26 protein-coding genes are annotated in these 23,341 nt (G+C 37.6%); 7 read left to right on the forward strand and 19 right to left on the reverse strand.

All coding sequences use genetic code 11. The annotated features are described in order from the left end of the window. Positions 1 to 150: 150 nt before the first annotated feature. Positions 151 to 804 carry a tRNA (guanosine(46)-N7)-methyltransferase TrmB gene (gene trmB / locus C568_RS0122750; protein ID WP_018782810.1) on the reverse strand — a complete coding sequence of 218 codons (654 nt, stop codon included), beginning with the start codon at positions 802 to 804 and terminating at the stop codon, positions 151 to 153. Positions 805 to 1,078: 274 nt separating this feature from the next. Between trmB and C568_RS0122755 the strand changes: the two genes are divergently transcribed. After that, a complete protein-coding gene (locus tag C568_RS0122755; RefSeq protein WP_003201233.1) occupies positions 1,079 to 1,357 on the forward strand; it encodes a YtzH-like family protein in 279 nt (92 codons plus the stop codon). A gap of 8 nt (positions 1,358 to 1,365) precedes the next feature. On the opposite strand, the gene C568_RS0122760 is transcribed toward C568_RS0122755, so the two are convergent. The 4 genes from C568_RS0122760 to pepV form a co-directional block, all read right to left on the reverse strand. Further along, positions 1,366 to 2,163, reverse strand: a complete 798-nt coding sequence (locus tag C568_RS0122760; RefSeq protein WP_029427645.1) for a phosphotransferase family protein — start codon at positions 2,161 to 2,163, stop codon at positions 1,366 to 1,368. Positions 2,164 to 2,649: 486 nt separating this feature from the next. After that, positions 2,650 to 4,791 carry a type I pullulanase gene (gene pulA / locus C568_RS0122765; protein ID WP_018782812.1) on the reverse strand — a complete coding sequence of 714 codons (2,142 nt, stop codon included), beginning with the start codon at positions 4,789 to 4,791 and terminating at the stop codon, positions 2,650 to 2,652. A 429-nt stretch (positions 4,792 to 5,220) separates the two neighbouring features. Next, positions 5,221 to 5,775: an RNA 2',3'-cyclic phosphodiesterase gene (gene thpR, locus C568_RS0122770; RefSeq protein ID WP_018782813.1), complete on the reverse strand. Its 555-nt coding sequence runs from the start codon at positions 5,773 to 5,775 to the stop codon at positions 5,221 to 5,223. A 113-nt stretch (positions 5,776 to 5,888) separates the two neighbouring features. Then, positions 5,889 to 7,295 (reverse strand): dipeptidase PepV, encoded by a 1,407-nt coding sequence (gene pepV, locus C568_RS0122775; RefSeq protein WP_018782814.1) that lies wholly within the window; start codon positions 7,293 to 7,295, stop codon positions 5,889 to 5,891. 356 nt (positions 7,296 to 7,651) lie between these two features. Between pepV and C568_RS0122780 the strand changes: the two genes are divergently transcribed. Then, on the forward strand, positions 7,652 to 7,873 hold the full coding sequence (locus C568_RS0122780; RefSeq protein WP_000805512.1) for a DeoR family transcriptional regulator: 222 nt from the start codon (positions 7,652 to 7,654) through the stop codon (positions 7,871 to 7,873). A gap of 82 nt (positions 7,874 to 7,955) precedes the next feature. Here the strand turns inward: C568_RS0122780 and C568_RS0122785 are convergent, their stop codons facing one another. Next, positions 7,956 to 8,690, reverse strand: a complete 735-nt coding sequence (locus C568_RS0122785) for a pseudouridine synthase (RefSeq protein ID WP_003201223.1) — start codon at positions 8,688 to 8,690, stop codon at positions 7,956 to 7,958. A gap of 42 nt (positions 8,691 to 8,732) precedes the next feature. Continuing rightward, positions 8,733 to 10,385, reverse strand: coding sequence for a putative polysaccharide biosynthesis protein (locus C568_RS0122790; protein ID WP_003201221.1), 1,653 nt, complete (start codon positions 10,383 to 10,385; stop codon positions 8,733 to 8,735). A 150-nt stretch (positions 10,386 to 10,535) separates the two neighbouring features. Between C568_RS0122790 and C568_RS0122795 the strand changes: the two genes are divergently transcribed. Beyond that, positions 10,536 to 11,807 carry an NAD(P)/FAD-dependent oxidoreductase gene (locus tag C568_RS0122795; RefSeq protein ID WP_006096244.1) on the forward strand — a complete coding sequence of 424 codons (1,272 nt, stop codon included), beginning with the start codon at positions 10,536 to 10,538 and terminating at the stop codon, positions 11,805 to 11,807. A gap of 107 nt (positions 11,808 to 11,914) precedes the next feature. Continuing rightward, positions 11,915 to 13,348 (forward strand): MDR family MFS transporter, encoded by a 1,434-nt coding sequence (locus tag C568_RS0122800; protein ID WP_018782815.1) that lies wholly within the window; start codon positions 11,915 to 11,917, stop codon positions 13,346 to 13,348. Between the two features lie 71 nt (positions 13,349 to 13,419). On the opposite strand, the gene C568_RS0122805 is transcribed toward C568_RS0122800, so the two are convergent. Both C568_RS0122805 and C568_RS0122810 read right to left on the reverse strand, forming a co-directional pair. Continuing rightward, the gene (locus C568_RS0122805) at positions 13,420 to 13,743 is read right to left on the reverse strand and encodes an ArsR/SmtB family transcription factor (protein WP_003208744.1); all 324 of its coding nucleotides are present in this window, start codon (positions 13,741 to 13,743) and stop codon (positions 13,420 to 13,422) included. Then, complete coding sequence (locus C568_RS0122810; RefSeq protein WP_006096246.1) at positions 13,744 to 14,172, reverse strand: SRPBCC family protein; 429 nt, start codon at positions 14,170 to 14,172, stop codon at positions 13,744 to 13,746. Between the two features lie 359 nt (positions 14,173 to 14,531). Here C568_RS0122810 and C568_RS0122815 point away from each other — a divergent pair, with 359 nt between their 5' ends. Continuing rightward, positions 14,532 to 14,750: a DUF3973 domain-containing protein gene (locus C568_RS0122815; RefSeq protein WP_018764542.1), complete on the forward strand. Its 219-nt coding sequence runs from the start codon at positions 14,532 to 14,534 to the stop codon at positions 14,748 to 14,750. 34 nt (positions 14,751 to 14,784) lie between these two features. On the opposite strand, the gene C568_RS0122820 is transcribed toward C568_RS0122815, so the two are convergent. Then, positions 14,785 to 14,967, reverse strand: a complete 183-nt coding sequence (locus C568_RS0122820) for a sporulation protein Cse60 (protein WP_003201211.1) — start codon at positions 14,965 to 14,967, stop codon at positions 14,785 to 14,787. Between the two features lies 1 nt (position 14,968). After that, positions 14,969 to 15,205 carry a DUF2553 family protein gene (locus tag C568_RS0122825; protein WP_029427646.1) on the reverse strand — a complete coding sequence of 79 codons (237 nt, stop codon included), beginning with the start codon at positions 15,203 to 15,205 and terminating at the stop codon, positions 14,969 to 14,971. A 285-nt stretch (positions 15,206 to 15,490) separates the two neighbouring features. On the opposite strand from C568_RS0122825, the gene C568_RS0122830 reads away from it, so the two are divergent. After that, positions 15,491 to 15,985, forward strand: a complete 495-nt coding sequence (locus C568_RS0122830) for a CarD family transcriptional regulator (protein WP_003201207.1) — start codon at positions 15,491 to 15,493, stop codon at positions 15,983 to 15,985. Positions 15,986 to 16,288: 303 nt separating this feature from the next. Here C568_RS0122830 and C568_RS0122840 read toward each other — a convergent pair whose 3' ends face one another. From C568_RS0122840 to C568_RS0122860, 5 genes are all read right to left on the reverse strand, one after another. Then, positions 16,289 to 17,458 (reverse strand): nitrate/nitrite transporter, encoded by a 1,170-nt coding sequence (locus C568_RS0122840; RefSeq protein WP_018782817.1) that lies wholly within the window; start codon positions 17,456 to 17,458, stop codon positions 16,289 to 16,291. Positions 17,459 to 17,549: 91 nt separating this feature from the next. Then, complete coding sequence (gene moaD, locus C568_RS0122845; protein ID WP_018782818.1) at positions 17,550 to 17,783, reverse strand: molybdopterin converting factor subunit 1; 234 nt, start codon at positions 17,781 to 17,783, stop codon at positions 17,550 to 17,552. Further along, a complete protein-coding gene (locus C568_RS0122850) occupies positions 17,780 to 18,250 on the reverse strand; it encodes a molybdenum cofactor biosynthesis protein MoaE (protein WP_018782819.1) in 471 nt (156 codons plus the stop codon). Before C568_RS0122850 ends, moaD begins: the two co-directional genes overlap by 4 nt. Beyond that, positions 18,247 to 18,768, reverse strand: a complete 522-nt coding sequence (mobB, locus tag C568_RS0122855) for a molybdopterin-guanine dinucleotide biosynthesis protein B (RefSeq protein ID WP_026008463.1) — start codon at positions 18,766 to 18,768, stop codon at positions 18,247 to 18,249. The genes C568_RS0122850 and mobB overlap by 4 nt, the downstream gene beginning before the upstream one ends. Further along, positions 18,732 to 20,021 (reverse strand): molybdopterin molybdotransferase MoeA, encoded by a 1,290-nt coding sequence (locus C568_RS0122860; protein ID WP_018782820.1) that lies wholly within the window; start codon positions 20,019 to 20,021, stop codon positions 18,732 to 18,734. Before C568_RS0122860 ends, mobB begins: the two co-directional genes overlap by 37 nt. Positions 20,022 to 20,116: 95 nt before the next feature. On the opposite strand from C568_RS0122860, the gene moaC reads away from it, so the two are divergent. Beyond that, positions 20,117 to 20,608 carry a cyclic pyranopterin monophosphate synthase MoaC gene (moaC, locus tag C568_RS0122865; protein WP_018764551.1) on the forward strand — a complete coding sequence of 164 codons (492 nt, stop codon included), beginning with the start codon at positions 20,117 to 20,119 and terminating at the stop codon, positions 20,606 to 20,608. Positions 20,609 to 20,643: 35 nt separating this feature from the next. On the opposite strand, the gene C568_RS0122870 is transcribed toward moaC, so the two are convergent. From C568_RS0122870 to C568_RS0122880, 3 genes are all read right to left on the reverse strand, one after another. After that, complete coding sequence (locus C568_RS0122870; RefSeq protein ID WP_018782821.1) at positions 20,644 to 21,657, reverse strand: molybdopterin-synthase adenylyltransferase MoeB; 1,014 nt, start codon at positions 21,655 to 21,657, stop codon at positions 20,644 to 20,646. A 16-nt stretch (positions 21,658 to 21,673) separates the two neighbouring features. After that, a complete protein-coding gene (moaA, locus tag C568_RS0122875) occupies positions 21,674 to 22,687 on the reverse strand; it encodes a GTP 3',8-cyclase MoaA (RefSeq protein ID WP_018782822.1) in 1,014 nt (337 codons plus the stop codon). 225 nt (positions 22,688 to 22,912) lie between these two features. Next, positions 22,913 to 23,239, reverse strand: coding sequence for a winged helix-turn-helix transcriptional regulator (locus C568_RS0122880; RefSeq protein WP_018764554.1), 327 nt, complete (start codon positions 23,237 to 23,239; stop codon positions 22,913 to 22,915). Positions 23,240 to 23,341 lie beyond the last annotated feature (102 nt).

Here is a 23,341-nt window from a genome sequence, read left to right on the forward strand (position 1 = left end):
GAAGTTAGTCGGGGAATCAACTGCCCGTAAAAGCCCGATTGGTGCGGGCTGATAATCAGTGGGGGATGAAAAAGACCCCCACTGATTACAGTTTCTCTTTATTCTAACACAAAATTCAGAATGTTTTTTCACAACAAAAAAACCTGCGCATTACTGCGCAGGTTCTGTTCGATATTTCGCTTCAACACGATAAATACGATGTCCTTTACTAGAAAACTTCTCTTCGTATTCCGTCATAATGTTACCTTCGAAATCACTGTTATGAAGATCTAAGCTAAGGAATGTGAGTAGCATGCCATATTCAGCCATACTCATAAGAGAGTATTCAAATAAACTTTGGTTATCCGTTTTAAAATGAATCTCTCCGCCTGTTACTAACACTTCTTCATAATTGCGTAAAAATGTTTTATACGTTAAACGACGCTTCTCGTGACGATTTTTTGGCCATGGATCTGAGAAGTTTAAATACACACGGTCAATTTCGCCTTCCGCAAAGAAAACTGTTAAATCTTCAGCATCTTTATTAATTAATTTTAAGTTTGGTACTTCTTCTTCAATTAACCTATCAAGCGCATCTACGATAACACTTGTGAATTTTTCAATTCCGATATAGTTAATATGCGGATTCGCTTTTGCCATCTCATAAACGAAACGACCACGACCTGTTCCTACTTCAATATGGATCGGATGGTTATTTCCAAACACTTCTTTCCAATTGCCACAACGCTCCTCTGGGTTTCCAATTACAAACTGTGAATACTCATTAATTCGATCCATTGCATATGGTTTATGTCTTAAACGCATAGATGTCTTCCTCTCTTTACCAGACTATTTTTAGAAGGTTTATTCCTTCTTTCTTTTTTAATCAATCTATCAAACAAAAAACCAAGTACGTACGAGCACTCGGTCCGTTTCTTTCAAGTATAAGGTGTTCCATTTTGATACAAACTACAAAGAGCATAGAACGAAACTCTCCTGTAGAAACGTTTCGTTAGCCAATGATTAGCTACTCCATGACGAAATAGAAAATTTCTCTTACTTGTTCAAATTGAACAACAATCGAAAGGATGATCCAATCATGCCGATTAATCAACAACATCAATTAGAAATTTTAAAAGATATTCTAGTCAATCACCAAAGCGATTGCTGTGGAACGGTTTCTGAGTGCGAACAATTAGAACGGCTCATTCAATCATTGCTTGCAAACGATAGTGTGAACAGCGATGTAAAAACAATGCTAAACGATGTATATTACTATAGTCAATCGGGTAAATATTCTCCTGATTTAGACAATCATATTTCCAATAATCAAGAGCAACTCACGCAATGGATTTCTGGAATGGACAATTTCTCTTAAATTATTTATTACTCTGAAGCAAGTAGTTGCTGTAAATATTGATGCCAATATTCAGCTTCTGCTTGCTGTTTTTTTGTTGTATGCCCTTGAACAGATAAAATAGTTTGTGCCACTACATACCACTTCATACGATGAACCAATGATTCATTCATTTCAATTCCATAATACGCTAACCATTCGTCCCATTCGTGACGCGGAACATACCAATATAATAACATGCCAAGATCAAGAGCAGGATCCGCAATAAGCGCTCCATCCCAATCAATTAAAAATAATTCATCTTCGTCCGATAATAACCAATTGTTATGATTGACGTCACAGTGGCACACGACAAACTCATCATATTCAACATCTTTCAGTGTGGCTTTTAAATATCGTAGCCCTGTCTGAATCGTTTCATCCGTTCTTAAATCTCCTCTTAAAACAAAATACAATTGTTGCAATAACTCCTGCGCATAGAGCGGCTGTTTTCCAAGCCTTTGTATCATCTGCACAAGCGCTTTAGATGAATGTATTTTTTTTAAAAGCTTCGCAACACACTCAAGTTTCATATCCTCTGGCTCTAGCTTTTGTCCTGGAAGCCACTTTTGAGCTGAAATCACATCACCGTTCGTCACTCTTCTTGTCCAAAGTAATTTTGGAACAATTCCTTCTGCCGACAATACCGCTAAAAAAGGCGATGTATTCCGCTTTAAAAATAGCTTTTGTTGTCCATTTTGCGCAATATATGCATCGCCTGTTGCCCCACCAGCTGGTATAAGACTCCACTCTTCTCCTAATAATTGTTCCAACCATTCCATATTCATTACCCGTTAACAAATCCTTATCTTTTATAGTTATGAAAAGAAAAACCGCAACACCTTTTGAAGATGTTGTGGATTCATATGAAAACTCCCGCCACTTAGCTCCTTTGGCTCTTGAAGTAGGGGTTTCTCGTGTTAATCTTCTCTAACAGATGATTAACACGAGTGAAGTTGACACAGCTGCCTGATGCACAACCCCTCTATTCCATTGGCAAACGCCCCTGGAACTACTGTTTTAATATATTGTATAAAGACAGTTACTAGCAATTCATCTTCATCCTCAAAGACTATACTGGGCATATTCCTTGAAGGTGGAGTTTTCTTGCTTTTTTTTGATAAAAGAAAACTTGGCATGGGCCAAGAAATCAAGACAAACTAACCGTCTATTCTTTATATTTTACAAAACCAATAATACAATGACAACTTATCGAAATCGTCACCTTTGTCAATTCTACATTTATTATATTCTCATCGTCAAGTAGCGATTTGTCACATTATCGCCAATATATACGAGCTAATCGGAACCATTTGAAGTTCACTTCCTTGAAATGAAGAAATCGGATGTACTTTCGCTTTTGCACTGTCTGCTAATAAGTACCACATTTCGTGTTTCGGCAGTGAAATCGTTTCTAATTGCACACCATTATGAAACAACACCACAATTTCCTTCCAAGGACCAAACTTTCCTATATTTTGCAAATGATAAGCAACAACAGTAGGAGATGTTTGTAAAAATGTCATATGCTCCTTTATAAGATTCGCTGACTGTAAGCGAAACGCTCTATGTGCCTTACGAATCGCAATCAAGCCTTGTATATAAGCAATTGTTTCTATTTCTTTCTCTTTTTGATCCCAATCGAGTTGATTAATTTCGTCAAGCGCATTATAACTATTTTCATTTCCTTTCTTAGAACGATAAAACTCTTGTCCTGCATGTAAAAATGGAATTCCTTGTGAGAGTAATGTCATCGCTGTCGCTAAACGATGACGCCTTTTTTGCACTTCTTCCGTTTCCTGATTGCTACGCACGAGTTTATCCCACATCGTCATATTGTCATGACATTCCACATAGTTAATACTTTGAATGGGTTCTAAAAATAACCCGTCTCCTTTTTCATTTACAAGACTTCCTGATAACACATATTGCAAATGCGCGAGGTCTACACTTCCTCCAAATGCAAAACCACGTTTACTTACATCAAACGTGCTACCTTTTATCCCATCACGAAATTGATCGTTGAACTGCGCGATTTGTGGCATTTTGTTTGCATTGTTAAGCGTTGCCTTCTCTTCTGCCGGAAGCGGTGTTTGTAAATCCCAGCCTTCCCCTAATAACAGTGCATCCTTTTTTCTTTTCCTTATTTCCTTTTCTAATTCATTCATCGTTTCTACATCTAAAATTCCCATTAAATCAAATCGAAAACCATCCACGTTATATTCAGTAAGCCAATATAAAACAGAATCAATAATAAATTTCCGCATCATTTTTCGCTCTGATGCTAGATCATTCCCAACTCCAGTTCCATTTGATGGCATGCCATTTTCATCATGTCTGAAATAGTATCCTGGTACAAGCTTTTCAAAAGATGACGTTTCTCTTTCATATACATGGTTATATACAACATCCAAAATAACGCGGAGTCCATGCTCATGAAACTTTTCAATAAGTTGTTTACATTCCTTGATTCGGTTATAAGGGTCAGTAGGATCACTTGCATACACTCCCGTTGGAACGTTGTAATATAATGGATTATAGCCCCAGTTATACGTTACAAAAGGAGTCGTTTCATCTACTCCAGCAAAGTGATGAAGAGGTAAAAGCTCAACATGTGTGACTCCTAATCCTTTTATATAAGAAAAGGCCGTCTCTGTCCCAAGTCTCCCTTTCGTATTCTCTTCTGTTAATCCAGTATATGTCCCCTTTTTTTCCACACCACTATTTGGATGCATAGTGGCATCACGAATATGCAATTCATAAAGGATTGCATCCGTAAAAGAGTCAAGTTTAGGTAATGAAGTTTGTTCTTTTACATATATCTTCACAAGATCAATTACAATTCCATACTTACCATTCACCGATACCGATTTTGCATATGGATCTACAGCTTCATTCCATATTAAATTAATACAAACGAGAAATGTATACCTTGCTAATTCAAAGTCTCCTTGTAAAATACGAGACCAAACACCATTCTCTTCTCTTTGCATCTCATAATCCGTATACTCTTTATCATTTTTATAAATTCTTACTTTCGCAAGTCTTGCAGTTGGTGCCCACATTTTAAAAGTTGTTTTTTCCTTTCTATAACAAGCCCCTAAATCGCTACCATCATAATAATATTTTTCATCAAATACAGCCGTTCGAATAACCGCTCCAATTTGTAAATCTGTTTCTTCATTCCGCTCATCCCGCACTGTATAATACTTCCCCACATCAAGTGGATATTCTATATAACATTCATACTTTGTTACATCTGCAAGGGAAATAATTTGAGCAACCTTAAGCTCCCACACATGATTTCCTTCCTGCATAAAAAATGTCCGGCTTGTTCCATACGTATGCGGGAGCAAAATTGTAATTTTATTCATTTCATCTAAATAGGCTTCAAATGGACGCTTTACTTTCAGCATAAAAAATCACCATCATTCTCGAAATTAAAATGAAACTATATGAATACAATTTGAAAAACCGACATAAAACCCAATCTTTAGGTGGGAGAGAATAACTGGCCATTCATAAAAGCGGTCAGAACCTCTTCCTGCCCCGTGCAACGTTAAAACAAAGAGAGAAAACAAGTAGCGATCACTTTTTGCTTTACATAACAGGGGATTTTATGTTGAAAAATCAAAATGGTTTTATATATCTGTAAGAAATAGGTATCCCCTAAAGATAAAGTGAAACTTCCATCAGTGGGGGTTTTCTTCATCTTCCACCCATCTCCCTTGTTTCTCTCTGAATATTGAGGTGGGGGGGCTTACTACCCGAAAATAACAGGATAAATGGGATGTTACACAAACTTACTATTTTCTATAGTATATTCACATTCATAAGAAACGTTTTCACACTTTAAGATTCTGTAACTTTATTTCATAAACTGACTTATACTTTGGAGTTTGATGGACGTGAGACTCATACAATGTAATCGTATCAGCCTGAAACACTATCGCATCTAATTGCTTCAGATCTTTAAGATTAAATGTTTCTTCTCCCATCCACTTACGAGCAACAGTAATATGCGGATGATAGGGACGTGTTTCAAGCGAAAAACCGTTTCTTTCACAAATAGCATGCACCTGTTTTTGCATATCAAATAACGCTTGATTTTCTTTTAATCCAGCCCAAAATATACGTGGGCTCTCTACTAGGCCAAATATAGAAAAATTTTGCAGCGTGAGATCTAATTCCGTTTTATTTGTAAGGAGTTGTAATCCTTTCTCTATTCCTTGCAATTGTTCCTGCGTCGCACTCCCTAAAAAAGCAAGGGTAATATGATAGTCTTCCTTATATACCCATGAGCGAAATGGCAACTTGTCCTTCATTTCTTCTTTGTAATTTTCAAGTATTTCTTTTATATGATCCGGCAGGGTAACTGCTAAAAAATAATGTGGTACCATTTGTATCTTCTCCTTTCTTGTTATTGTTGCTTTTCTTTTGTATCTCATTCAATTGGATAAAAAGAATCCGCTCCCTAAGATAGAGAGCGGTCATATATCACAGTAAAATCAACCTATTTCGCTAATTCATAAATTGCCTGTGCATAAATTGCTGTTGCTTTTAGTAAATCTTCTATTTCAATATACTCATCTTTTTGATGAGCAAGTTCTTCTTTTCCAGGGAAAAGCGGACCGAATGCTACACCAGCTTTTAATGAACGAGCATATGTACCGCCACCAATTGCTAATAGCTCCGCTTTCTCTCCTGTTTGTTCTTCATACACACGCTGTAATGTACGAATTAAAACATGATCTTTATCAACGTGATGCGGACGTGAGTTAGAATAATCAGCTACTTGGAAGCCTTTGTTGCCGACATAGTCTTTTAATTTCTGCACTGTCTCTTCAAAATTCGTTGTTACTGGATAGCGCACATTTAAACCTAAGTTTCCGCCTTCTTCTTTCGTATAAGAAAGACGACCTACATTGACTGTTAACGGTCCGCTAATTTCATCTTTATAAGCGATTCCTGCTTTTTCTCCAAGCGTATCATTCGTAAATGTTTCTGTAACAAATGCCGCAAATGAAGCGCCTTTACCGTCAAGAGCAATCGTTGTTAAAAAGTTCGCTAATAAGAGTCCTGCATTTTCACCTTTTTCAGGAGTAGAACCGTGAGCTGAAACTCCTTCTAGTTGTAGTGTCACGGTATTTCCTGCTACATTTGCTTTACCTGTCTTCTTCACAGTTTGTAAGTATTGTTCATAAGCATTTCTGAGTTCCTCTGCTTTTTCAGTCGTAATCACTGCTTCCGCAAAATCAGGAACCATATTTAAACGGCGACCTGAAGCAAATAAAACAAGCTCATATTCCCCGCCTTCTGTTTCGCTATTCTTTTGCACAACTTGTATATCAGAAATCCCTTTTTCCGCATTAATAATAGGAAAATCTGCATCTGGTGCGAACCCCATCGTTGGCATTTCTTCATTTTTGAAATAATGATCGACACATTTCCAGTTGCTTTCTTCATCCGTTCCTAAAATCATGCGTACGCGTTTTGAAAGCGGCAATCCTAATTCTTTTACAATTTTCATTGCATAGTAAGCAGCCATTGTCGGCCCTTTATCATCAATTGCACCGCGTGCAAAAATCTTTCCGTCACGAATATCAGCGCTATATGCAGGTGTTGTCCATCCATCTCCTTCTGGCACAACATCAACGTGACAAAGAATACCCACCAATTCTTCTCCTTGTCCCATTTCAAGGTGTCCTGCATACCCTTCTAAATTTTTAGAAGTAAATCCTTCAACTTCTCCTCTATGTAACATGAAGGATAGTGCTTTCGCTACACCTTCTCCAAACGGTGCACCTTCTTTTGCTGTTTCTTCTTCCCATACACTTTTAATTTGCAGGAATTGCTGCGTGTCATGAATTAATTCATCTTTTCTTTTCTCAACTTCTTCTGTCCAATTAATTGCTGACATAACTTATTCACCTCTTCTATATTCTCTCTTTCATCATAGCAAACGAAAATCCGATATGCCAATAAGAGAAGATGAAATAACGAATGATTATAATATTTCAGATATTTCACATTAATTTTTCTTTTATTTTCTAAAAAAATTTGCAGGAATTTGACGGTTTACGTAGAAATTTATGTGGTAGTTGATAGAAGAGACATAGAATGTCAACTACCAATATTTTTATATTTTATTATTTGTTAAACTTTTGTAAAATTTAACTAGGTTAAAGCATGAAATTTGTCAAGTGGAGTACAATGGAAGTAAGGACCTTCTTTCCTGAATGGGGTCAAAAAAACTAGTAGAGGAGTGGTTTTCTCTTGAAACCTACGACTACTCGTATGCTAACACGCATTAAATCAATTTATATGTACATCAATGAGAATGGTACGGTAACGACGAAAGACCTTGTAGATGAGTTCGGGATCACACCGCGAACGATACAACGTGATCTGAATGTGTTGCAATTTAATGAACTCGTGTATAGCCCTTGCCGCGGTAAGTGGACAACAACAGGAAAGAAAGTGAGAATGACCTCATAACGAAAACAATTGTATCTAAAATATAATACATACCCCTTTCTGATTTCACAGAAAGGGGTTCTTTCTATTTTTAGAATCGGTCTCAATCTTGACTCTCTGTTTGAACTTGATACGTTTTTAACATTTCCACTTCTTCATCTGTTAATTCACGGTATTGACCAAGTTCTAATTCTTCATCTAACACTAAAGGTCCCATCTCCGTTCTCTTTAAGTAGACAACCTTTTTCCCTACCGCTTCAAACATGCGCTTTACTTGATGGAATTTTCCTTCTGTAATGACAAGCTCGATTTCAGACACATCATCGCTTTTCAAAATTGTAAGTTCACCTGGCTTCGTTTCGTAGCCATCATCTAAAATAACACCTTTTGCAAATTCTTCTACATCTTTTTCTGTTACAACTCCAGCTACGTGTGCATAATATTTTTTCGGAACGTGCTTTTTCGGAGATAATAACTGATGCGTAAGCTTCCCGTCATTTGTTAATAATAGGAAGCCTTCTGTATCAATATCAAGTCTTCCAACTGGAAACGGATCAAAGATTGCATCTTCTAATTCCAATAAATCCACAACTGTTTCATGATTATCATCTTCTGTTGCCGAAATGACCCCTTGTGGTTTATGCATCATTAAATATACAAATTCCTTATATTCAACAATCTCACCGTGAATTGTAACCTCTTGTTCTTCTACATTCACATGAAACTTCGCATCTTTTACTGAAATTCCATCAATTTTTACAACGCCATCCTTTAATAACTTCTTTACTTCTTTTCTACTTCCATATCCCATATTTGCTAATAATTTATCTAATCTCATTCTTTCACCTTCTTGTATTTATCATAGAAAAGGGGACGTGTATTACGCCCCTTTTGATTTCATCTTTATTTTCAGCTTACCGCCAAGCTTACGCTGAATCTTTTCTAAAGCTTCTCCGCCAAATACTCTTACAAGTACACCTGTGCGAATCGCTAACAATCCGTAAGTAAGGCCACCAATACCTGCACAAACCGCAACAGTAATCAGTGCACCAAATCGGCCCTCGGGCGAAATCACAAAGGATAAAATTCCTTGTGATAGTTTTACGACAATGACCATCACAATTGTTAATATTGCAATTTGGAATGTTCGTTTATATACAACACCGAATGAATAGTGTGCATGTTTTCGAATTTGTTTATTCGTATACCAAATGGAAGCTAGGAATCCAATACCTGTTGCTAAAACAGCTCCAACTGTACCGAAGTAACGAATTAAAATCACATTACATAAAAACTTCAAAATAACGCCCATGCCAAGCGCAATAATCGCATGCTTCTGCTGATTAATCCCTTGTAATATCGCTGCAGTCACTGTAAATAGCGCGAATAATAACGCAACTGGCGCATACCACATCAATACTTGTCCACCTAATGGATCCTTTTCATAAAACGCTGTATAAATCGGATACGCAAGTGTCGAAATACCAACTACCGCTGGTAATGTCAAGAACATATTTGCCTGGAATGTTTGTGTAATTTGTAGTTTTAAATAGCGAAATTGTTTTTCTGTAAATGATTTTGTAATTGCTGGAACAAGAGTTAAACTAAACGCCGTCGCAAGTGACACAGGAATCATAATTAATTTATGCGTCCACATCGTAAAAATGCCGAGTGCTCGCTCTGCGATATCGCCTTGTCCAATCGCTTGCATAATAGAGTTGAATGTTAATGTATCAATTTGTTGATATAAAGGAATTGTTAATCCAATAACAACATAAGGAATTGCATATGCAAATAATTCTTTAAATAATTGAGCTGTACTTACTGTTGATTCTGGTACAGTTTGTTCAATTAAATATTGATCGAGATGCTTTTTGCGTTTTAACCAGTACCATATTAACACACCAAGCGCTCCCACAGCTGAAACAAACGCTGCGAAAGTTGCCACTCCAACTGCTGCTGCTACTGATCCACCTATTACTTTAATGACAATAAAACTACCCGCTAATAAAAAGACAATGCGAATAATTTGTTCAATAATTTGCGATACCGTAGTCGGTCCCATCGATTGATGACCTTGGAAATAACCACGAATTAAACTTGCTGCTGGTACAACAATAAGCGCAAAACTTACGAGGCGAATAATCATCGTAACATCTTCTATACTATTGCGTACACTTTGTTTACCAAGCATTGCCTCAGCAAATAATGGCGCAGACATGTAAAGAACTAAGAAGGAAAGGATTCCTGTTGCAATCATCATAACCATTCCCGAGCGGAACATTCTCCGGCTCGTCTTATAATCTCCAAGCGCATTATATTTAGAAACAAACTTTGAAACAGCAAGCGGCACTCCCGCCGTTGCAATACTTAAAAAGATCGTATATGGAATATATCCATACGTATAGAGCGTTCCGCCTTCTGTGCCAACTAAGGCATGAAATGGAAAGACATAAATCATGCCTAGAAACTTAACTAAAAAAGTTCCTAACGTCACAATAAGCGTTCCGCGCAGAAATTTTGAATCGGACATAGATGATCCTCCTACATATATAACGCTGAACTCTAACCTTTGTATTGTACCACAATTCTTCAGCGAAACAGTATATCACTGAATTTTTCTTTTCTATGAAAACATGCTATTCTTTTAGGCAGGAAATGTAGAAAATGAGGTCGATATACTATGCATTATGATGTGATTGTCATCGGAGGAGGCCCTTCAGGATTAATGGCCGCAATCGGTGCTGCTGAAGAAGGCGCACGCGTCTTGCTTCTTGATAAAGGAAATAAACTAGGACGTAAGCTTGCGATTTCTGGCGGTGGGCGTTGCAACGTAACAAACCGCTTACCGCTTGATGAAATTGTGAAACATATACCAGGAAACGGTCGCTTTTTATACAGTGCTTTTTCCATCTTTAATAATGAAGATATTATTACATTCTTCGAAAAGCTTGGTGTAAAGCTAAAAGAAGAGGATCATGGGCGCATGTTCCCTGTATCAAATAAAGCGCAATCTGTTGTCGATGCTTTATTAACACGATTAAAAGAACTAGGCGTTAAAATGCGTACGAACACACCAGTTGAAACGGTAGAATATGAAAACGGACAAACAAAAGCCGTTATTCTCAAAACAGGTGAAGTTTTGGAAACAAATCATGTTGTAATTGCTGTTGGCGGAAAATCTGTCCCTCACACTGGTTCAACTGGGGATGGCTACGCTTGGGCTGAAAAAGCGGGACATACAATTACAGAACTTTTCCCAACAGAAGTCCCAATTACTTCAAACGAACCATTTATTCGTGACCGTACATTGCAAGGCCTTGCTTTACGCGATGTAAACTTAAGCGTATTAAATCCAAAAGGAAAAGCTGTCATTTCTCATAAAATGGACATGCTCTTTACCCACTTTGGTATTTCTGGCCCAGCCGCTCTTCGCTGTAGCCAATTCGTTGTAAAAACGATGAAAAAATTTAAAATGCGCACAGTAGAAATGAGCATCGATGCACTGCCAGAAGAAAATAGCGAACAGCTCTTCCAACGCATGATGAAACAAATGAAAGAAGAACCCAAAAAAGGAATCAAAAATGTGTTAAAAGGATATGTTCCTGAACGTTATTTCCTATTCTTATTAGAAAGAAATGGAATTGACGGTAGCGAACAAGCTGGGCAAGTTTCACACGAAAAAATCCGTGCACTTGTGAAAGACTTCAAAGAGTTTAAAGTAACAGTAAACGGCACACAGCCACTTGAAAAAGCATTCGTTACAGGCGGCGGCGTTTCTGTTAAAGAAATTCATCCGAAAGAAATGGCTTCTAAATTAATGAATGGTCTATACTTCTGCGGAGAAGTTCTTGATATTCATGGCTATACAGGCGGCTACAATATCACCTCCGCTCTTGTCACAGGGCGAATCGCCGGAACAACTGCAGGACAAAACGCAAAAGTGCAGTACTAAAAAAGAAACACGGGTGGATTCTTTCCCCTCCTGTTTCTTTTTTGTTGCCTTATATAGCTTAGTAGCTTTATATTTTATATTGTTGAATATTATAAAGGGGAAAACATATGAGAAAAAAAGTCATGATATCTTTAATGTTAATGACGTTTCTTTCCGCTGTGGAAGGAACGATTGTTAGTACGGCAATCCCTCGTATAACGAGTGATTTATCTGGCGTTGAACTTGTTAGTTGGGTGTATGCAATTTATATGCTCGCAACTGCTGTCTCGACTCCAATTTACGGAAAACTAGCAGATTTATTTGGACGTAAAAAAGTACTGCTCATCGGCGCAGCCATCTTTTTAATCGGTTCTGCATTATGCGGAGTCGTGACATCGATGGAACAATTAATCGTCTTTCGCGCTCTTCAAGGTATAGGTGCCGGCGCTGTTATGCCAATTACAATGACGATTATCGGAGACTTATATAGTGAAGCGAAAGATCGCGCAAAAGCACAAGGCTGGATGAGTGCTGTTTGGGGCGTTTCTGGTGTTGTTGGGCCGCTAGTAGGTGGATTTTTAGTCGATTCTCTTTCTTGGCGCTACATCTTCTTCTTAAATGTTCCATTTGGAATTCTTGCTTGTGCGATGATTGCAATTTCTTATAAGGAGTCAATCAAACCAGCAAAACACCATATCGATTATCCTGGTGCAATTATCTTCTCATTAAGTACAATTGCGTTACTATATGCACTCTTAACAGGAAGCAGCAAGCAAAACTGGGGCGACATTACAATTATCGGCCTCTTAATCTTTGCAGCTGTTTCATTCATTATTTTCTTATTCTTTGAGAAAAAATCTCCGGAGCCATTAATTCCGTTAGCACTTTTCTCTAACCGTACATTATCAACTGTAAACGTCCTAACACTTATTGCTGGCGCCATGATTATTAGTATTACAATGTACCTTCCAATTTGGAGCCAAGGGGTATTAGGCAAAAATGCTACAGAAGCTGGACTTATTCTGATGCCAATTCCTGTTATGTGGACATTTGGTGCGATTCTTTCTGGGAATTTAGTTGGTAAGTTACAAACGAAACAAATCATTTTACTTGGAGCTAGCATTTTATCAGTCGCTACCTTCTTATTATTCATATTATCAACTCATTCACCAGCATTTCTAATTTATGTTGCAGTCGGACTATTCGGCTTAGGAATGGGACTTATTACACCAATTTATATGGTAACCATCCAAGCAGCTGTCCCTGCACATACACGCGGAACAGCAATTGGTTTAAACACATTTGTTAATACATTTAGCCAAACATTAGGTGCCGCTATCTTCGGAACAATCTTTAATACGATGATTCATGCACAAGGCATGCAAAATGTTGATCTTGTCTCAGGTGGACATGGCGGTACAACAAATGTAGTAACAAAATCACAAGAAGTATTAGCTTCGAGCGTACACATCATTTATATGAGTACATTTGCACTCGCACTACTTACACTATTTATCGGGTGGCTTCTATTAAAGCCAGCTACGCAAACAACTGAACAGTAAAAAAGAGGATGATCGTTCATAGCGATCATCCTCTTTCTATATATCGGCGCTTCGACAATACGTGACAACACTTACTCTTCATGTTCCACCACATATTTGAGCATAGACAATTTATTATTCCAAAACTGTTCATAATAGGAAAGCCACTGCTGTAATTCGGCCAACGGCTCAGGCTGCAACCGATATATCTTTTCTCTCCCAACTTTTCTTCCGCTTACTAATTTCGCTTCTGAAAGAATGTGAAGATGTTTCGCTACAGCTGTACGACTCATTGGAAAATGATCTGTTATTTTAGAAATCGGCAATTCTTTTTCAGTTAATAACCGGAGTACTTCGCGGCGTGTTGGATCAGCAATTGCTTGAAAGACATCGTATTTCGCTGCTGATGAGGACACTTATCCCTCAACAACCTTTTTCAGTTTTTCATTTACAATTGCTACCCAGCCACCTGCCATTCTATCGCGAATAACAGAACTTTTCTCGTTTGCTTTCGGAAGAATTGTATCAGCCTGCTTCCATCCACCATGAATAAGAGTAAACTCCGTTTTATCTCCTAAATCTTTCAAAATAAATGAAACGACCCAACCATCTGTATCCCATGAAAAAGATAAACGATGAGGCTCATCAATTTCTAACACTTTACACGGAGATGGTCCAAAAGGTGATTGCACATGAAACTCATGCCCTACCTTAGGTTCAAAGTCATTTGGCATAAACCAAGATGCAATCCCTTCTGAAGTCGATACTGCATTCCATACTTTTTGAATAGGCGCTTCAAAAATAACTGTTTGTTTAATATCTTGTAATGTATTTTGCTGATCCATACTATTTCTCCTTTATATAGGCCGTTACAATGTAACACCTTTTGGTTTTATTTTATAATATAACACCTTTTGGTTTCACGTCAATAAATCTCCATTTGCCCGTTGAGAAATTCTCAACATTTTTTCAACAAGACAAACACCAGTGCAACATTTCGTCATAATATACTCACAAAAGCAAACACATCTCAATCCTTAGCCTCCCTCCTTCCCTTGGGATTTATTTAGAAAACACATTGATATAAACGAGATATGTATACGCAATGTAATTTGAGCAGGTGGCGATTTTCAAAAACAATAAACTGACTACCTACTCACTCTTTTTCTTTAAAAATTTTTAACAATAAAAGGAGATGAAAGATATGTATTACTGCATTCATTGCTCTGAAATTCATCATGAAAGAGGTTTGACTGATCGAGTCTTCAAAAATGGTTTTTATATTGATCCATTCCTAGGTGAACGCTACCATCTCGGTATGTGTAAAGATGCTACCACTGGTGAAAAAGTTCTATCTACAAAAGAAAACCTGGCACCACAATCCATTATGAATGCTTTACCAACCCATATAATTTCTACTTAAAAACATAAAAAAGAGCTGGTTCCCCAGCTCTTTTTTATGTTTTATAGATAACCATCGCCGAAAAACAATAAATTTGATTTTCATCGTCATTAATGGATACACCAACTTGATATTTAATATCTACAAGCTGTTCGTCATTCAGCTTCTTTAGAAACACATTTACGGAGTCTTCCAAGTCCTTTTCATGACTTTCATCAAACACCTTAACACGAATCATGTTAACACCATCCTAGATCACAGCTCTCCGCCGCTCGATTATTGCCACGGTGCGTATCTATGATGCGATAAAACTTACCATCTTCATATACATATCCGTCTTCTAACACATATTGCTTATCTTCAGTATAGACATAAAACTTACCTATCATAAATTTACTTGTATATAATTCTAAATAATTCGATTTAAATCTTGCTACTACCTTATTCGTAATATCAATTTTAATTGTGCGTCCCACCATCTCTCCCTCCTTTAAAAAGAACGGATTTAGGTATATTGTATTAACGATTTTGTATTTTATGATTAAAAAAGAGTGGATATGCCTTGTATTTTTCTGTGAGAGTTCCTCAGAATATCATCCCTTTTCACTTGCAGTTCTTTCAAAAAAATGTTGTGATTTTTCAACTAAAAACAAGATTTAAAAAACGAACTAAAATCATTGACACAGGTAGATAACATATGGTAATATAATAAATTTGATATTTTTATCCATATGTGTTATCATTACATATAGTTACCACATATGGAGGTGGATGATTTGTTTCAAATTGGTGATAAAATTGTTTACCCTATGCACGGAGCAGGAATAATCGAAGCGATTGAGGATAAAGAAGTGTTAGGAAAAATACGTCAGTATTGTGTAATACACATGGTTATTAGCGATATGCAAGTGATGATTCCTATGGATAAAGTAGAAAATTCAGGCATACGTTATGTTGTTGACAAAAATACATTAAACGATGTATTAGTTGACATTCATAATGGTGAAGCTGACCACTCACTCTCATGGAAACAAAGATATACCATGAACATGGAGAAAATGAAAAACGGGAATCTTCTAGACGGCGCTGAAGTTGTTCGCGATTTAATTCGCCGCAATAAAGAAAGAGCATTAAATGCGAGTGAAAAACAGATGCTAGACAACGCGCGCAGAATTTTAATTAGTGAAGTTGCACTTGTGCAAAATGTTTCAGAAAATCAAGCAACTTATATCCTACAAGATACCATCAATCATTAATCTAAAAATATATATTCAAATTGAAAATAGCTGACCGCTATTTTTTTTTGCATAAATACAAATTGAAAAACTGACATACAACCTTTCTTTTTTGATGAGAGAATGCATCCGGAGCCATGCATAGAAGCGGTCAGACCCTCTTCCTGCCCCATGCCAAGTAAAAACAAAAGGAGAAAACAAATAACGGTCACCTTGTACTCTTCCCTTCAAACCAATACAAATAGCAACATGACTCCAGTACAAGAACTAGAATCATGCTGCTTTATTTTTCGATTGTTTTAAGAAACAGTGTAATTGTTCCCTCTATTTGTTATTTAACATCACTAACAACTTTTCTTGACTATACATCCACACTGTAATAATTAAACAAGCAATCGCTACTTCTGAAAGTGCCATAAATCCAATTGCATAATGACCAGTTAGTTGGAATAGTAACGTTAAAATTAACGGTGGGAAAAAGCCCCCTAAGCCGCCTAAAGCTGCAACAAGTCCGTTTACAACCCCTGCTTGCTCAGAAAAGTACATCGGTACAAGTTTGAAGATTGTTCCATTTCCAATTCCAGCGCAAAATGCGACTAGTAAGCAACCAAATGTATACACGTTCATACTTGGCATAAACGATAAAATAATACCAGATAGTGTTAAACCGATGAATACAAAGATTAAAATTTTAAATGGATTAAATTTATCACCAAGCCACCCACCAATTGGGCGCATAACTGTTGCTAAGACGATAAATCCAGCTGTTCGCATACCTGCATCTACTTTTTCTAATCCAAAGTGAGATACTAAGAAGTTTGGTAAGTATACTGTAAATGCAACAAACGATCCAAAAGTTAAGAAATAGAAAATACATAAGAACCAAAGTTTTTCATTTTTGTATACACCTTTTAACTGTTCCATTAATGGTGTATTCACTTTTCGCTCATTACGATCACCTAGTAAAAAGTTTAGAAGTGCGAAAATAGCAAGTAAGATTAAAAAGGATTGCACAGTTGCTCTCCAGCCAAATGAAGTCGCGATCACAGGTGCTAAGAAAGATGTAACTGCTGTTCCTGCATTACCTACACCGTAAATACCATTTACAAAACCGTGACGCTCTTTCGGATAATATTTCGGCAGAGACGTTACACCTACAGAGAATACAGCTCCGCCAATCCCTGCAAATAAACCGCCGATAATTAAATCCATCATAGAATTCGCAATACTAATATAAAAGACAGGGAATAATAACATAATAAAGCTTATAAAGAATAATTTTCTCGCTCCGTAACGATTAGTCCAATAACCAATTGGTATTCGAAGCACCGACCCTAAAATAACAGGTACTGCTGTGACAAGGGAAATTTGTCCTGCCGTTAACGCAATGTCTACTTTAATAAATGGCATTAGTGAAGATAAAATCACCCACACCATAAAACCAATAATAAGATTAGAAGTTTGTAAACATAACTGAAAATTCGGACTTTTCATCCTTTTCGCCTCCTATTTTGTTCATTTTTTCACAATGTATATTAATTCCCTTCAGTCTAATCACGTACTTCCGTGATTAGACTGGAAAAAATCAACCACCGCTCACTGGGGGAATCAATGCCACAATATCACCAGATTTTATTTTGTCATCTTCATTTGCATATTCTTCATTGATAGCGACCATAATCTGCTCTGAAACTGCGATATGATGTTCTTTCGTAATAATATTTTTTAATTCTGCAACAGTAATATTTTCACAATCTACTTTTAACTCATTTGTCCCCGCATCTTCTTGTAAATGCGCAAATAATAACACCCGAATCATTTTTTCATCTCCTTTCCAGGCTCCCCGTCTGGATACGGTATTTTTTCTAATTGATCACCAATCCATGAGTCACCATCTTCCCAAAACTCTTTTTTCCAAATCGGAACAATTTGTTTGATGCGCTCCATAATATATTCATTTGCTTCATATGCCGCTTTTCGGTGTGGTGTTGATACAGCAACAACAACGGCAATATCAGAAATTTGAAGTGTACCGATGCGATGTGTAATCGCAACGTGTGTCCCATGCCACTTCTCTTTCACTTCATCTCCAATTTTCGCAAGCATTTTTTCAGCCATTGTCTTATAGGCTGCGTACTCTAAATATAACGTGCGACGCCCTTTCGTAAATTCTCTTACAGTACCAGTGAAAGTTGTCACAGCACCACATTCACGGCGAATCACTTTATTTGTAACCTCTTCAATCGAAATTGGTGTATCTACTACTTCATAATGTGAAATTGTCATCGTGCACCTCTCATCGTTTGTGTAAACCAATCCATGTATGCGTCTTCCTCTGTTATATGAAATGTTTTATACGCTTTTGGTAAACTTTGTGTAACCTCTTTCCATATAATGACCGCTATTACATTCTCCATTTTATCTAGTAAAGCAATATCTTCATTTCTCCGAAGCAAAACCACTTTTGGATAGTTTTCTTTTTTATATCCTTCAATCAAAATGAGATCTACTTCAAAAAATTCATATAGTCGAATGATTTCCTGTAAAGACCATTCATCCCGAAGAGAAGAAAGTGATAATAATCCTGCTCCTTCTACAGCACTTACGACAGCGCCTGCTCGCCTATGACGTTCACTATCCTTTTGAGGTACTTCCGGGTAGCCGCCATGTCCGTGATGCTTAATTGTGGCAACTTTCATACCTTCATCCGAAAAAGCTTGAATCATCTTCTCCGTGAGCGTCGTTTTTCCGCTATTTTGATAGCCAACTATTTGTAAGATTGGAGCGGTTCTGCCCACGGCCACTCACTTCCTTGGCTTGATTCTAGTAATAACACCGAAACTGTCATTCCTGCTTCAAATCCTCTTGTTCCTCCTGGCAATACAATCAAAGCATTGCTATCTGCAAGAGAAGAAATCGCACTTGATTTATCGAGCCCTACTGGTATAACTTGCAGCTGACCATTGATAAACGTTGCTTTCCCCCTTACAAATCGTGTAAATGGGTTTGCCTTTGGAAAATCTTTCTGCAATATAGCATCTGTACGATATGCATGTGGTTCTTTCGCATGAAGGAATGCTTGAATAACTGGATAAACGAGTAATTCAAATCCGACATAACAAGCAGACGGGTTACCAGATAACCCAAACAACAGCTTCCCGTTTACTTCAGCTACAGTTGTGACACTACCTGGTCGCATCGCTATTTTATTAAAAAGAACATTGGCATTTAATTTTTTATAAATAGCAGGCAAATAATCGTAATCACCTACCGAAACACCACCAGTTGTGATTAAAATGTCTACTTCATCCACCGCGGCTTTCACTGCTTCATAGCAAGCTTCTAAATCGTCAGCAAGTTGTCCATAATATCGTACTTTCCCGCCAGCTCTAACAATTTGAGCTGCGATCATATAGGAATTACTATTTCTAATTTTTCCTGGTTCAAGTGGTTCATGTACTTCTAACAACTCACTTCCCGTCGTTACAATCCCGACAATAGGCTGTTTCATAACGTTTACTGAACTGTAGCCAAATGTCGCCAGAAGTGCTGCTACCCCTGGATTAATCTTCGTACCTTTTTTCACAAGTATTTGATTTTGTTTTACATCTTCACCTTTGAATGAAACATTATCACCTACTTGAAAAGAGCGCTTTAGCTTCATATACGTTCTTCCGTTTCTTTCAAATCCTTCCGTAAGCTCTAACATAACTACCGCATCACAATCTTTTGGAATCGCTGCTCCTGTCATAATTCGAACCGCTTCGAAGGCCTTTACCTCGTCTGTAAAAACAGAACCAGCTCCTATTTCTCCTATCACTTCAAACTCAATTGAATGCTCGTTCCCCGCCTCTTTCGTATCCTCTGCCCGAATCGCAAATCCGTCATATGGAGAGCGGTCAAAATGCGGAACATCGTGATCTGCCACAACATCTTCTCCAAGAATTCTTCCGTAGCTTTCGGTAATAGAAAATTTTTCCATTCCACCTTGGTGTGCATATGTCATAACTCGCGCCACTGCTTCAGCAACTGGAATTGGTACTCGTTTTTCTAACATTGTTTTCACCCCATATTTGCAAAATATCACATCTTGATTACACTTTATATTGTACAATGCTAATTATAATAGCAATTACTTCAAGGAGGAATTCCATGTCTTCATTCACTCACTTTAACGACCAAGGCCGTGCCAAAATGGTCGACATTAGCGATAAAAAAGTGACAGTGCGAACAGCAATTGCTTGCTCTAGCATCCTTGTTACGAAAGAAATTTATGATAAAATCTCTCATAATGAAATTGGGAAAGGCGATGTATTAGCCGTCGCACAAATCGCCGGTATTATGGCTGCTAAACGCACTTCTGATATTATTCCGATGTGCCACCCTTTACTTCTAAAAGGAGTAGATGTTTCATTCGATTGGGAAACGGCGAAAGGGCAATACCGTTTACGAATTGAAGTAAAAGTAAAAACAGAAGGTAGCACTGGCGTTGAAATGGAAGCCTTAACAGCAGCTTCTGCGACCGCTCTTACCGTGTATGATATGTGTAAAGCTGTTGACAAAGGTATGATTATCGGCGAAACATATTTACTTGAAAAAACAGGCGGAAAAAGTGGAGATTATATTAGAAATTCACAATCCTAATTTAGTCCCCTGAACCTAAAGGACAACCTTTAGGTTCAGCCTATATATCTTGCATATAATCGCTTCGCCACTTTCATATCATTTGTCCCATGAATAAATGCCCTGCCATCTGTAAATAACACGAAACGATATTCATCAACACGAAACGATAGTAAATATGGTGTCGTTTGCACATCCACACTTTTTTGTAAGCGCTTTTTAATTTCTTCTAAATTAAGAAGTTGCGGCGCCCCTGGACGGATTTGAACTGTATTTCGCCCACATAGAACCTCTGTTTTCGTCTGTGATTCAAACGTTAAACTTGGGTACGTGCGCAGTTTTCCGCAAGATGGACATTTGTCTTTTTTCTGCCTATTCACTTTAAACGCCATGTGCTGATTGTTCCAAAGATCAAATGACAGCATCGTTTCACGAAGCGCTCCAAAATCTTCTACCAATATTTTAAGTGCTTCTGTCACTTGATGCGCAACGACCAATTGTACAGCTGGTTGTATAATTCCTGCCGTATCACACGTTGCACCACTAGATGGATGCTCCATCAAACAGCGAAAACATGGTGTTTTTCCCGGAAGAATTGTATATGTGACGCCATAGCTTCCAACGCATCCTCCATATATCCAAGGAATATTGTATTTTTGCGAAATGTCATTAATAAGAAGACGCGCTTCAAAATTGTCAGTCGCATCTAATATTAAATCCACATTCTTAATTAACTCTTCCATTTCTTGCACCGCTACATCTGTTACAACTGGTACAATTTCTACTTCAGAATTAATCTGCCTTAAACGCTCGAATGCTGCGACTGCTTTCGGCTTATACTGCTTTGCATCTTCTTCTGTATATAACTGCTGCCGCTGTAAGTTACTCCACTCGACATAATCACGGTCAGCAATCGTCAGTTTTCCAATTCCCGCCCTGACAATCGCCTCTGCACTTGCTGCTCCTAGTGCACCGGCACCTATAATGAGTACATGCTTTTCTCTTATTTTCCTTTGGCCTGCTTCGCTAATCCCGGAAAATAACATTTGTCTTGAATAACGCTCCTGCACGCGACATCCCCCCTTCTTACCCTCCGATATAAGACATTTCAATTTTCGGACGGTTATTTGCACTTTCTTCAGTCCGCTCATCAGAATACCGGTCTTCTCGATATTCCCATACATCTTGCACTACCTTTAATAAATCGGGATCAGAAATACCTTCTCGAAGGAGCTTCCGTAAATCCGTTCCTTTCGTCGCAAACAAACACGTATAAAATTTACCATCTGCCGAAATCCGTGCTCTTGTACAAGAAGAACAGAAAGATTCAGAAACTGAAGTGATAAATCCAACTTCCGCATCACTGCCCACGTAACGATAACGCTTAGCAACCTCTCCAAAATAATGAGGATCTACAGGCTCAATCGAATATACCCCGCTAATCTTCTCAATCAATTCTTGTTTCGTAATTACTTGTTCAAAATTCCATCCGTTCGTACTGCCGACGTCCATAAACTCGATAAAACGAAGCGGAATTTCCTGTTCTTTGAAATAAGCAGCCATCGGAAGAATTTGACTATCATTCATCCCTTTTTTCACAACCATATTCACTTTCACATCAAGTCCAGCTTCTTTTGCTGCCGTAATCCCTTTTAGCACAGGTTTTGTACTAATATTCCGGCCATTAATTTTGCGAAACACATCGTCCTCTATCGCATCTAAACTAACATTCACTCGGTGTAACCCTGCTTCTTTTAACGCCTTTGCTTGCTTCGTTAAGTGAATGCCATTTGTCGTTAGTCCAATATCTGTTAAGCCATCCAGCTTTGCAAGCCGTTCAATAAGCTTTGGCAACTCTTTACGTAGTAATGGTTCACCGCCTGTAAGCCTAATTTTTTTTACACCCATACCTACAAACAATTTTGCTAATCTTTCAATTTCATCAAATGTAAGCAAAAATTCTTCTTGTAAAAATGCATAATCAGGCCCGAATACTTCTGCCGGCATACAATATGTGCACCGAAAGTTACAACGATCAATGACAGAGATGCGTAAATCTTGAAGCGGACGCCCTAAAGAATCTCTAATCTTCTCGCGCATCGTCACCCCTCCTTTTCTGCTAAATTCTATCTGTCTTCATTCTATTATAATATATTTTTAAACTGCGATGTTTTTGCTCGAGCTCTTTATTGATTTTCCATGCTTTTTATTTGCCTCCATCATAAAAAAGAAGCAGGATATACGTTGTGATATTTCTCACATCGTACCTGCCATTCAAAAATTCTTCACAAATCCGTTCGAATTTTGTTCACATTTCAGTTAAAATTACTTTATTTGTGTCCGATATTCCTCTCCCCACTCACGCATAAGTGTAATAATTGGTGTAAGAGATTTTCCGAATTTCGTTAAAGAATACTCCACTTTTGGCGGAACTTCTTTATATACTTCCCGGTGGATTACTCCAGCGGCCTCAAGTTCTCTTAACTGCCTTGTTAACATACGCTGCGTAATGCCAGGCATCAATCGCAAAAATTGATTAAAGCGAATCTCTTTGGTATTCATTAAATGAAATAAGATAACTCCTTTCCATTTTCCACCGATTACATCTAACGTTACTTCCACTGAACAACGATTTATATCTTTCTGTTCCATTTTATCACTCTCCATTAGTATACAAATTGATACTATATGCTAAAAATGTGCGTACTTATATCATTCATTGTACTATTGTAGAATCAATTTTGTAATCAACTT

Origin of the sequence: Bacillus sp. 95MFCvi2.1 (assembly GCF_000374965.1) — a bacterium.
GTDB classification, from domain to species: domain Bacteria; phylum Bacillota; class Bacilli; order Bacillales; family Bacillaceae_G; genus Bacillus_A; species Bacillus_A pseudomycoides.